The organism is Pseudonocardia sulfidoxydans NBRC 16205, assembly GCF_007989085.1.
Classification (GTDB): domain Bacteria; phylum Actinomycetota; class Actinomycetes; order Mycobacteriales; family Pseudonocardiaceae; genus Pseudonocardia; species Pseudonocardia sulfidoxydans.
Map to the genome: position 1 here is coordinate 37,482 of NZ_BJVJ01000048.1, position 11,915 is coordinate 49,396.

Sequence of the window (11,915 nt, forward strand, 5' to 3'; positions counted from 1 at the left end):
TTGAGGGCTCCCCGTGCAAAGCTGTGCCGCGGAGACGACATCGGAGCCGCTCGGTGAGGTCGAGTGTGCTGGACCTCGGGCACCGCGACCGCCCGGCGAGCGGCAATCCTCGATGGTGGCGAGCCGGGCCGTCCATTACCTACTGGCCGGGATGCGGGTCCGACGGATCGTGTCCGGCCGGCGGTGCGGAACGCAGACGGCCGCCGACCCTGTGGGTCGGCGGCCGTCGGCAGGGCTCGTGGCCCGCTACCGTGCCGGACTGTCGAACGCGTCGTCGAACTGGTAACCACCCAGGAGCTCGCGGGCCGCCACGAGGTACTGGACGGTCGGCGGACCCTCCTCCAGCCAGTTCAGCCGGGCATCCCGGTAGAGCCGCTCGATCGGGTACTTGCGGGTGTAGCCGATTCCGCCATGGACCAGCAATGCCCGGTCGGTGACCCGCCCGACCGCTTCGAGGCCGAACTGCTTGAGCAGACTCGACTCGGCCGGTATCCGCTGGTCGCGGTCCCATTTCGCGGCCACGTCGGCGAGCATGCCGCGCAATGCGTAGACGTCCACCGCCATCTCCGCGAGGTAGCGCTGGATCGCCTGCCGTTGCGCGATCGGTTTGCCGAAGGTCACCCGCTCCTGGGAGAACGCGAGGGACAGTTCCAGCGCGCGACTTGCGGTGCCCAACGAGGACGCCGCGATGAAGACCCGGCTGATCTCGAGGGCACGTTCGAGGTGGGCGATCCCCTCACCCTCGGCACCCACGAGGTTCGTCGCGGGGACGCGGACGTCGGTGAAGGTGAGCTCGCCGTGTTCGGCGCCCTTGCACCCCATCGTCTCCGGCAGCGCCGCGATCGTGAAACCGGGAGTTTCCCGGGGAACGATGATCGCCGACACCTCACGGTCGGCGGTCTTGGCGAGCACGAGGAAGTGCGACGCGATGTCGGAGTTGGTGATCAGCCATTTGCGGCCGTTGAGGACGTAGTCGTCGCCGTCGCGGTGGGCGCGGGTGGACAGGTCCATCCCGGTGCCGTTGCCCGGTTCGGTCAGGGCGAAGGCCAGGGACTTCTCCCCGACCGCGGCGCCGGGCAGGATCGCGCGCTTCTGCTCCTCGTTCCCGATCTCGGACAGCGCGTGGGCGAAGGAGTTGTGCACGTGGACGATGGTCCGGATACCGCCCTGAATCTTCGCGAACTCCGCGAGGATCGGCAGGTACTGGGCGATGGACAGGCCTGCCCCGCCGTACTCGCGGGGCACGATCAGCCCGAACGCACCGCAGTTCCTCAGTGCGGGCAGGACGATGTCGAGCGGGATGGTCTCGGTGTCCTCGATCTGGTGCTCGAGCGGGTCGAGCTCCTTCCAGATCGTGGTGAACACTCTGTCGCGCAATGCGGTGTACTCGTCGTCGGGCAGACCAACGGTCACGGAACTTCTCCTCGTGTGCAGGGGCGGCCACCGTCGATCGTGCGGACGGCGCTGCCGGGAAACCGTTGCAGGACATGCACCCCGTGGCTCAGGTGCCGGGGCGCACCTGCTGGAGGCGGTGCTTCTGCACCTTCCCCGAGGTCGTGCGGGGAAGCGGGTCGGTGGTGATGCGGTAGACGCGTGGCACCTTGAACCCGGCGAGGTGCGCGCGCAGGTGCTCCTCGACCGACGCCGGGTCGGCGGGCGCGTCGTCGCGGACGACGATGTGTGCGACCCCGATCTCCCCCCATTTCTCGTCGGGTTCGCCGACGACGGCAGCCTCGAGGACGTCGGGATGAGCGGCGAGAACGCGCTCGATCTCGGCCGGGTAGACGTTGAGGCCACCGGAGATGATCATGTCCTTGGCGCGGCCGGCCATGTAGACGAAGCCGTCCTCGTCGTAACCGGCGAGGTCCCCGGTGTGCAGCCACCCGTTCGCGAGCGTCTCCGCGGTGGCATCGGGCTTGTTGTAGTAGCCGATCATGTTCGCGGGCGAGCGGCAGATGATCTGCCCGACCGTGTTCGGGGGCACCTCGACGTCGTTCTCGTCGACGATCTTGATGACGGCCGCCGAGCACGCCTTGCCCGTCGACCCGCTCCGGGTGGCGGCGTCCTCGCCGGACATGAGCAGCATGAGGGTCGGGAACTCGCTCATCCCGTACACCTGCAGCACGTCGCACGCGGGCACCTTCGACTTGAGCCCGTCGAGCGACGACGGCGGCACCGGTTCCCCACCGGAGAGCACCATGCGCAGCGACGAGGTGTCGTAGCGGTCGAACTCCGGGTGGTCGAGCACGCGTGCGAGCACGGTCGGCACCAGCAGGACCTTGGTGACGCGCTGCTTCTCGACCTGGTCCAGGAAGACGCCGGCGTCGAAGCCGGTGCTGCGCCCGATCACCAGCCGCCCGCCCCGCCACAGCGTCGCGAGGCCGCAGTCGTGGAACCCGGCGGCCCAGCACAGCGCCGGCACGACGTAGTAGACGTCGTCGTTGCGCAGGTCGAAGTCGACGATCTGGTGGTAGGTGTTCCACAGCACCGTCGAGTGGGTGTGCATGGCGCCCTTGGGGAAGCCCGTGGTGCCGGAGGTGTACTGCAGCAGGAACAGGTCGTCGGCGCGGACGTCGGGGAGCACGAAGGACGCTGCGGTGTCCGGGTCGGCCACGAGGTCCTCGTAGGCGGTGCCCAGGCCGGTGCGCTCCCCCACCTCGACGATCGTCCGGCCGGTGAGCTGGTCGGCGATCGGTGTGACGGCGGGGGCCAGCGCGTCCTCGACCAGGATCCAGCGGGAGTCGGAGTCCTCGACGATGTACTGCATCTCCGAGGGCGCGAGCAGGTAGTTGACCGGGACGAGCACCCCGCCGAGCTTGGCCAGCGCGAAGAACAGCTCGATCCACTCGAGCCGGTTGTACATGATCACCGAGACCCGGTCGCCCTTGCGGAAACCGGCCGCGGCCAGCCCGGCGGCCAGCGCCGTCGAGCGGGCGTCCAGCTCACCGAAGGTCATGTCCCGGCCGTCGAATGTCAGCGCCGTCGAGTCGGGACGGGCACCGGCGTCGGTGACGGTCTTGGTCAGGATGTCGCGGAGGGTGTAGGTGTCCATCGCAGGTGACCTCAGATCCGCTCGATGATCGTCGCGTTCGCCATGCCGCCCCATTCGCACATGGTCTGCAGGCCGAACCGGGCCCCGCGGTGCTCCAGCGCACCGACGAGGGTGGTGAGGATGCGGGCGCCGCTCGCGCCGAGCGGATGCCCCAGGGCGATGGCGCCGCCGTGCACGTTGAGCCGGTCGTGCTCGACCTTCATGTCCTGCATCCAGGCCAGCGGCACCGAGGCGAACGCCTCGTTCACCTCGAACAGGTCGATGTCGTCGACGGTCAGACCGGCCCGGTCGAGCACCTTCCGGGTCGCGGGCACGACGCCCATCAGCATCACGATCGGGTCGTCACCCACCACTGCGGTCTCGTGCACCCGCGCCCTGGGCGTCAGCCCGAGCTGCTCCGCCTTCTCGGCGCTCATCATCAGCACGCCCGCGGCCCCGTCGGTGAGCGGCGAGGAGTTGCCGGGGGTGATCTTCCAGTCGATCTCGGGGAACCGTTCGGCCATGGCGTCGTCTCGGAACGACGGCCGCAGCCCGGCCAGGCCCTCGACCGTGGTCGACGCCCGGATGGTCTCGTCGACCAGCAGCTCCGGCGCCTCCGCCACCGTGACCAGGTCCTGGGTGAACGTCTCGCCCGCCGCGACCGCCCGCTGGTGGGACGCCACCGAGTAGGCGTCGAGCTCGTCGCGCCCGAGCTGCCACCGCGCACAGATCAACTCCGCGGATACCCCCTGACCGACCAGTCCGCCCGGGAAGCGTTCGGTGATACGGGCGCCGAGGTGGTCGGCGCCCTGCGCGTCGGAGTGCATCGCGACCCGCGACATCGACTCGACACCACATGCGATGACGACGTCCGCGGCACCCGCCCGGATGGCGTGGGCGGCGAAGGAGACGGCCTGCTGGCTCGATCCGCATTGTCGGTCGACGGTGGTGGCCGGCACCGTCAGCGGGAAACCTGCCGCGAGGACCGCGGTCCGGGTCGGGTTGACGGCCTGCTCACCGGCCTTGGTCACACATCCGCCGATGACGTCGTCGACGATGCCGGGGTCGATCCCGTTGCGTTCGACCAGGGCGGCGAGCACGTCCGCAAGCAGCGCCACCGGGTGGACGTGGCTGAGCGCACCCCCCTTCTTGCCCTTGCCGACGGGAGTCCGCAGCACGTCGACGATCACGGCGTCGCGTGGGGTGCTCATGGCCTTCTGCCTTTCCGGGGCGGTGGCCCCTGTGATCCGGGCACAGCGGGGAGGGCGGGGCGGAGGTCAGTCGCGACGGGTGCCGATCGGCAGCAGGTCCGGCAACGCCGGCATCGCTTTGCCTGTGCGTCCCCCGGGTACTCCCGGGAACTGGTAGGGCAGTGGGGCGCGCCCGGGCTGCACGACCACGACCTCGCTGGGGTCGGTGCCCAGCGCGCAGTCGACGAGCGCCGCCGCGACGTCGGGGACCCGCACCAGGGGGAACTCCAGGCGGTCGAGCTCCTCGCGGGCGGCTCCGAGCATGGCGGTGTCCACCAGGCCGGGGCACACCGCGTGCAGCCCCACTCCTCTGTTGCCGAGCGTCGGGCCGTACCCCCTCACGAGACCGATGATCGCGTGCTTGGTCATCGCGTACACGGGGTCGAACGGGACCGCAGTGAGGCCGGCGAGCGAGGCGGTGACGACCGCGTGGCCGCGCTCTGCCTCCAGCAGCGGCACCAGCGCGCGCAGCCCGAAGACGACGCCGTCGACGTTGACCGACCAGGCCCGGCGGTAGGACGCCAGGTCCAGGTCGAGGACCTCGGCCTCACCGAGGGCCACGCCCGCGTTGAACAGCGCTGCGTTCAGTGCCAGGCCGTTGCCCGTGATGTGGTCGACGACGCTCCGCCACGCGTACGGGTCGCCGACGTCCAGCGGCATCGCGGTGCCGCCGACCTCCGCGGCGGTGGTCTGAGCACCGTGCCGGTCGATGTCGGCGACCACGACGTGCAGGCCGTGGCCGGCGAGCCGGCGGGCCGCCTCGCGGCCGATGCCACCGGCGCCGCCGGTGACCAGTGCTGCCGGCCTCGGGTTCATCGTCGGCCGTCCCCGCCGGCCGGCGAGGTACACGTGCTCATCAGGCGCCTCCACGGGTAATCGGATTCAGGGAACAGGGGACGCAGTCCCGCGGGAGGTGCCCGACCGGGTCGGAGCCGGCCGGGCACCTGCCGCGGGGAGCGTCAGCCGGCGCGTGTGCCCGACCAGCCCCAGGTGGCGGGCCGCCACGGCGGCCAGTGGTCGTCGTCGGTCGGGACGTCGACGGCCAGGTGGTGGAAGCAGTCCTGGCACTTGGTGACCATGCGCGGGCCGATGTAGTTGGCGACCGGGTAGCGGGCCACGGCGGTGGATCCGCACTCCGGACAGGTCGCCTCGACCGGCACCCGGGTGACGTAGATGCGCTCCTCGGACGGCCGGGGGAAGAGCATGCGCTCAACGCCCATGGCGGGCTCCTTCCTGGACGGTGCGGCTCGGCGCCGCGGTAGGCCGGTCGGTACGACAGATCACGCGGTCCTCCATTCCAGCGCGCAGGCGGTCGGGACCGACCACTGACCGGCCTCGCGGGCGGCGGCGAGCTCGGCCCGCCGGGCCTGCGTGGCCGCCTCGTCGATCGTCGTGTCGTCGGAGAAGACGACGCCGTAGGCCTTCTCGCTGTAGCCGCGGGTGTGCATCGCGTCGAGGACGTCGTCGAGCACGTCGGCGGTCGGCCGGGCGAGGGGGTCGCCCCAGCCGCCACCGCCGCCGATGATCACCCGGATCGCCTGGCCCGGCTTGAGCACGATGCCGGAGACCTTCGCGCTGGCGTACTTCGTGCCGAGGCCGAAGGTACCGCCGTCGGGCGTCGGGACGCCCTTGTCGTCGAACATCCCGAACAGCGGCTCGGCCGCGCGGAGGTCGAACACGTCCAGGCTCGCCGGGTCCTTCGCGTCGAAGTCCGGGATCAGCCAGCCGTAGAACGGCATCCCGCGCCCGCCGCCCTTGGTGCCCGGCGTGCCGATCCGGGTGCGGTCGCCGGTCACGGTGATCGCGGTCTCCGACAGCGCGGTGATCGTGTAGACCGCGCCGTTGCCGCCACGGTGCTGCCCGGCGCCACCCGAGTCGGGCATGATCTCGTGCTGCACCACGACCAGCGGCGACTCCCGCTCGACGTGCTCCTGCACCGACGTGCGGCAGTTGCCGATCGCCAGTGTGCAGAACGTGAGGCCGTCGCCCTTCCAGGTCGCGCCCCAACCGCCCCCGGCGAGCGCGAACGACGCCCACGGGTTGCCGACGTGGCCGGGCCGGTCGTCGACACCACCGAGGGTGAGCATGCCCAGGGTGCCCGAGTCGCAGCCGATGGCCTTGTCCCCCATCGCCTTCCCCATCGCCTGCGCGACGAGGTTGACGATCCGGCCGCCGATGTCGACGTGGTTGGACACCGACGACGGCGGCAGCGAACACACCGCGCTGCCCGGGGGCAGGATCGACTCGATCGGGCGCAGCGTGCCGCTGTTGACCGCCGAGGTCGGGTCGACGATGAACTTGATGCCCTCGATGCACCGGGTCGCTTCGCACCACGCGGTGCCGACGTTGCCCAGCGGCTGCCGGCCCGTCCCGGAGTAGTCGACCTCGATGGAGTCGCCGCGCTTCTTCAGCGTCATCACCAGCGGCACGGACTCGTCGGTGACGCCGTCCTCGTCGATGACGTCCTCGGCCGTGTAGTCCCCGTCGGGGATCTCGCGGATTCCGGCGCGCATCGCGGCCTCGGTCATCTCGATGCCGTAGACGGCACCCTTGTGGACGAGCTCGGGATCGTACTTGCCGATCAGCTCGCGCAGCCGGCGCTCACCGATGACCAGGCAGCCGTTGAGCGCGCGGACGTCGCCGAGCACGGAGGCGGGGACGCGCACGTTCTCCAGCAGGTAGTTGAACGCAGACTTGACCGGCCGGTCGTTGGCGTAGAGCAGCGTCGGCGGGAAGCGCAGCTGCTCCTCGAAGGCCGTCTGGACGCCGTTGGCGAAGCCGCCCGGGATCGGACCACCGAGGTCGACGACGTGCGAGGTGGAGTGCAGCACGAACTCCGCGCGCCCGTTGATCCGGACCGGCCGCAGGATGTTGATGTCCGCGCAGTGGATGGCACCCCGCCACGGGTCGTTGACGAGGATGACGTCGCCGTCGTCGAGGTGCTCCTCGTCCCATTCGTTCATCGTGAAGTTGCAGATGTGCTGGGAGGTGAAGGCGTGCTGCATGCAGCCCTCCCAGCTCGCGACCATCTCCCAGCCGTTCTCGGTGCGCATGTGGATCGCGGCGGTGCAGTCGTTGATGTCGCGGACGATCGGCGAGAACGCCGACCGCATCAGCGCCTGGTGCATGTCGCGGGCGACCTCGATGAGGCCGTAGCGGATGGTCTCCAGGTCGATCAGGTGCTGCGCGTCGCCCTCGGCCACGTTTCGTGCACCGGCGGACTCGATCGTGCTGGTCATGCGCTGTGCCCGTCCTTTCCGTCGGTGACGATCCGGAGAATCCCGGCCGCGTCCTGCGTCGCCGTGGAGCCGGCCTGCACGACCGTGGTGGCGTAGTCCTCCACGATCAGGGCCGGGCCCGACACCCCCTCGCCGACCGGCAGCAGGTCCCGCTTGTAGACGGGGGCGCTGTCGTAGGTCACGCCCTCGAGGCGGACCGTGGTGCGCCGCAGGACGGGGTCGCCCTCGCCGGCGTGCGACACGTGCTTGGGCAGGGTGGCCCGTGGTGCCCGCCCCGTCACCTCCACGGTGGTGACGACGATCGGGAGCTCTTCGGCGCTGAAGCCGTAGCGCTGCTGGTAGAAGTCGTGCACCATGCCGGTCATCTGCTTGATGCGGACGTCGTCGATCTCGCCCGGCGCGATGTCGAGCCGGTTGTCCCAGGTCTGGCCCGAGTACATGGCGTAGATCGCCCGCTCGAAGACGATGTCCTCCTTCGCCGCTCCCTGGGTGCCCAGGCTCGATGCGACCTGGTCCTCGAGCTCGGTGAACATCCCCTCCCAGTCGGTCCCGTTCCCGGTGGACAGCACGGTCATCGGTGAGCGGGCCGTCGTCACCCGCAGATCGCTGGTGAGCAGACCGAACGCCGAGAACTCACCCGGGGCCTGCGGGACGACGACCTTGTCGACCCCGAGCTCGCGGGCGACCTGGTGGGCGATCATCGGGCCGGCCGAGCCGAACGCCAGCAGTCCGAAGTCACGCAGGTCGAGTCCGCGGTAGGTGGAGATCGACCGGATCGAGCCGGCGACGTCGGAGCAGGCCAGCCGGTAGGCGCCGTCGGCGAGCTCGTCGACCGACATCCCCAGTGGGTCGGCGACGGTCTTGAGCGCGGCGCGGGCCTTCTCGATGTCGAGGGTCAGCGCGCCGCCGGCGAACAGGTCGGGCTGCAGGATCCCGAGCACCACGCAGGCGTCGGTCAGCGTCGGGCGCTCCCCGCCACGACCGTAGGAGGCCGGCCCCGGTACCGAGCCCGCGGACTCCGGGCCGACGCGCAGGGTGCCGACCGAGTCGATGTGCACGATGCTGCCCGCACCCGACCCGACCGACCCGACGTCGACCACCGGCATCGTCATCGTGAGGCCGAACTCGACCGCCCACGTGTCGGTCATCGGCGTCGCCGCCTCGCGGACCGCGGCGACGTCGGTACTGGTGCCACCCATGTCCATGGTCAGCAGGTTGCGGTCACCCGAGGCCCGGGCCAGGTCGACCGAGCCCGCGACCCCGCCGACCGGCCCCGACACCAGCTGGAACACGGGCGCCTTGGAGGTTTCGGCGACCGAGCCGACGCCGCCGTTCATCGTCATCATCCACAGGGTGCCGCGGAAGCCCGCTGTGGACAGCGCGTCCTCCAGGCGGTCGAGGTAGGTCGTGACGATCGGTCCGACATAGGCGTCGAGCGCCACCGTGACGGTGCGTTCGTGCTCCTTGGTGACCGGATAGATCTGCGAGGTCTGGATGTAGACCCCGGGCAGTTCATCGCGAAGAATCTCTGCTGCCTGCTGCTCGTGACTCTGGTTGAGGTAGGAGTTCAGGAAGCAGATGGCCACCGATTCGATACCGGCGTCGCGGATCCGGGCGGCCACGTCACGGACCTGGTCCTTGTCCAGGGCAACGACCTCGGTCCCGTCCCATCCGATTCGTTCGCGGATGCCGAAACGGTGCCGTCGCCGGGCGACGGGGCGCTCCTGGTGGGGGCGCAGCCAGGTCGGGTCGTAGAAGTGCGGACCGAACTCGCGGTCCATCCGGCCGATGTCGAGAAGGTCGCGGTGCCCCTCGGTCGCCAGCAGGGCGACCGAAGCACCCTGTCGGCTCAGCACCGCGTTGATGCCCGACGTGTGGCCGTGGACGATCTCGGCGATCTCGTCGAGGGGGATCCCCAGCCCGCCCAGAGCCGCCAGCACGCCGTCCTGCAGCTGGCCGCGAGTGGTGAGGACCTTGTGATCGCGCGTTTCGCCGGTATCGCGGTGCATGGCGATGACGTCGGTGAACGTTCCACCGACGTCGACGCCGACCCACCACGGCAGCGTGGCGTCAGAATTCGCCACGAGAGCTCCTTTCGCTTAGCTATGACGAGCGACGTTGCTCGACACACGCCACCAGTCGCGTGCGACGCCGGCCGGAGGACCGGCCGAGCACCTGAGTGCCGTGAAGCCGAGTGAAGGCGCGTCCGCGTCGCGGACGTGCCCCACGGGCGCCTCGCTGAGGCCTACTGCTCGATCTGTTCGTGCCGGTATGCGCCCGACTACTGGCCTCGCCGAGATGCCCACACATGGCCCGACCGCGTGTTCGTGCAGGTCAGGCCCGAGGAGCACACCGTCCTGGCTTGGCGCACGGTCGAGACTGTACGAGTATTGACCGATCGGTACAACCCCCGATGCGGTGTCGCCGACAGGCCCGCCCGACGGGCGCCGGAGGGCAGGGAACTCGGGGGCCGAGGCCCGCCGAGCGGGAAGAGCGCTCCACTTCCGTAGTGCGGGCACCACCGGCTAGCGTGCGGGTCCGCGTGAGATTCCCGGTCCGACGAGCTCGGCTCCTGTCGGCCTGCTCCCCCGCCGGGAGCCCGATGCGCGTACCAATCAGGAAGGGCTCGATCTCGATGGATTCGTCAGGCGACTCGTCTCGGGAGTCCACTCGGGAACGCATTCTGCGAAAGGCCGCCGAGCTTTTCGCGGAACGAGGCTTCCACGGCACCAGCGTCGCACGGATCGGAGAAGCTGCCGAGGTGCAGCGCGGTGCGCTGTACTATCACATCGGCTCGAAGGAAAACCTCCTCTACGACCTGTCGAAACGGCATGTCGAGGAGGCCCTGGTCCGGGGACGCGCCGTGGTGGCCAGCGACCTCCCGCCTGTCGAGAAAATGCGCCGACTCGCCTTCGAACACCTCAGCGCCGTCGCCGCGCGGCGGGCCGAGGTCACCGTTGTGATGCGGGAGATGCACGCGCTCACCGGCGACCGCGCCGAACGACTGCGCGCCCTTCGCGACGAGCACCAGTCACTTTTCAAGACGGTATTGCAGGAAGGCGTCGACCTGGGAGTCTTCCGAGAAGCCGACTCCGTGTCGGTCCTCGGCATTCTCGGCGCGCTGAACTGGACGTACGTATGGTTCGATCCCGCACGGGGCCTGGGGGTCGAGGCACTCGCGGAGCGGCTGACCGACATGATCCTGCACGGGCAGCTGACCGCCGAGGCGGCGTCCACCGAGATCGACTCCGGCAAACCGGTCGAACGGGTTATTGCGTAGCTCGGCTGCCGCGGGCCACGTCACGCCGACGGGCCGCGAAACAAAGTCGCCGCAGCCATTGTGGGCCGGCTCGGATACGGTCGGTCACGCGCGGAGAACCGTCACCGTTCGGCCCCGTCCGCGCCCGGGCGCAAACGTTGTCCCGAGAACGGGACACTGTGCGTTCACGCTCCGAGAACAGTCGCCTCGATAGTCCGACAACGCGACAGCGCATCACCTTCTGACGCCGCTAGCGTCTTTCCGACAGCAACTCATCGACTCGGGAGACCGTCGCAGCTGGCTGCATCACGTCGACGTGTGCCGACCGGGGAAGGTCGGAATGTCCCGGATGCGCTTCGACGCGACCCGACCAAGGAGCCAACATGTCCGTCGATCCTGAGGCACAGCCGCACACCGCCGAGCCGGCCGCGTCCGCGCCCGCAACACCTACGGGCAATCCAGCGCTCGTCGCGCTGCCGACGTTCCTCGTCGGCGGTGTCTCCCTCGGCCTCTGGTTGTTCGGCTTCCTGCCCCGTGACCTGCCAGGCGGGCTCGTCGCCGCCGTGTTCTTCGTGAACGGGATCGGGGTCTGGGTCGGGTCCCTGTGGGCGGCCCGCCTCGGCCAGAGCGCCGTCGCGAGCATCTTCGCGATCTTCGGCGCGTTCTGGATGAGCTTCGGGGTCCTCGTCTTCGGCCTCGTCAACAATCTGTTCGGCGTCTCGTCCGACACCGCCGTCGCGGCGACCCAGGTCCAGTCGATCCAGGCGACGTTCCTGATCGCCTGGCTGGTCGTGTTCGTGACCCTGACCCTCGCAACACTGCGCCTGCCGCTGGCCTTCACGCTGCTGTTCGTTCTCGTCGACGCAGCTGTCGCGCTCGTCCTCGGCGGCGTACTCGGTGGCTCGACCACGCTTCTCACCTGGGGTGGAGTCGCTGTCTTCGCGTTCTGCATCGTCGGCATCTATCTCTACTTCGACGGGATGGACGGCGAGCTCGGCGGCTCGCCCCGGCCGCTGGGGCGCCCGGTCCGACGGTGACAGCAGCGTCCGACGGGTCCGGCGGCGCGCCCGCCGGCAACCCGGCCCCTGATCAGTAACAGGAAGGAAGAAGAATGCCTCAGACCATGAAGGCGTTGG

The 11,915-nt window shown here is 69.8% G+C and carries 9 protein-coding genes; 2 read left to right on the forward strand and 7 right to left on the reverse strand.

The genetic code is table 11. The features are described from left to right. Positions 1 to 246: 246 nt before the first annotated feature. The 7 genes from PSU4_RS20825 to PSU4_RS20855 all read right to left on the reverse strand — a co-directional run bounded on the left by PSU4_RS20825 (position 247) and on the right by PSU4_RS20855 (position 9,604). Positions 247 to 1,413 (reverse strand): acyl-CoA dehydrogenase family protein, encoded by a 1,167-nt coding sequence (locus PSU4_RS20825; protein ID WP_147111010.1) that lies wholly within the window; start codon positions 1,411 to 1,413, stop codon positions 247 to 249. 88 nt (positions 1,414 to 1,501) lie between these two features. Next, entirely contained in the window at positions 1,502 to 3,052 is a 1,551-nt protein-coding gene (locus PSU4_RS20830; protein ID WP_147111013.1) for an AMP-binding protein, read from the reverse strand. Between the two features lie 11 nt (positions 3,053 to 3,063). After that, positions 3,064 to 4,242, reverse strand: a complete 1,179-nt coding sequence (locus PSU4_RS20835; RefSeq protein ID WP_147111016.1) for a thiolase family protein — start codon at positions 4,240 to 4,242, stop codon at positions 3,064 to 3,066. Between the two features lie 66 nt (positions 4,243 to 4,308). Next, positions 4,309 to 5,097, reverse strand: coding sequence for an SDR family oxidoreductase (locus tag PSU4_RS20840; protein ID WP_147111019.1), 789 nt, complete (start codon positions 5,095 to 5,097; stop codon positions 4,309 to 4,311). Between the two features lie 143 nt (positions 5,098 to 5,240). Beyond that, positions 5,241 to 5,501 (reverse strand): hypothetical protein, encoded by a 261-nt coding sequence (locus PSU4_RS20845; RefSeq protein WP_147111022.1) that lies wholly within the window; start codon positions 5,499 to 5,501, stop codon positions 5,241 to 5,243. A gap of 60 nt (positions 5,502 to 5,561) precedes the next feature. Next, positions 5,562 to 7,520 carry a hydantoinase B/oxoprolinase family protein gene (locus PSU4_RS20850; protein ID WP_147111025.1) on the reverse strand — a complete coding sequence of 653 codons (1,959 nt, stop codon included), beginning with the start codon at positions 7,518 to 7,520 and terminating at the stop codon, positions 5,562 to 5,564. Then, entirely contained in the window at positions 7,517 to 9,604 is a 2,088-nt protein-coding gene (locus PSU4_RS20855; RefSeq protein WP_147111028.1) for a hydantoinase/oxoprolinase family protein, read from the reverse strand. Before PSU4_RS20855 ends, PSU4_RS20850 begins: the two co-directional genes overlap by 4 nt. Positions 9,605 to 10,122: 518 nt before the next feature. Here PSU4_RS20855 and PSU4_RS20860 point away from each other — a divergent pair. Further along, positions 10,123 to 10,800, forward strand: coding sequence for a TetR/AcrR family transcriptional regulator (locus PSU4_RS20860; RefSeq protein WP_186817092.1), 678 nt, complete (start codon positions 10,123 to 10,125; stop codon positions 10,798 to 10,800). 362 nt (positions 10,801 to 11,162) lie between these two features. Next, a complete protein-coding gene (locus tag PSU4_RS20865) occupies positions 11,163 to 11,816 on the forward strand; it encodes an acetate uptake transporter family protein (RefSeq protein ID WP_147111036.1) in 654 nt (217 codons plus the stop codon). Positions 11,817 to 11,915 lie beyond the last annotated feature (99 nt).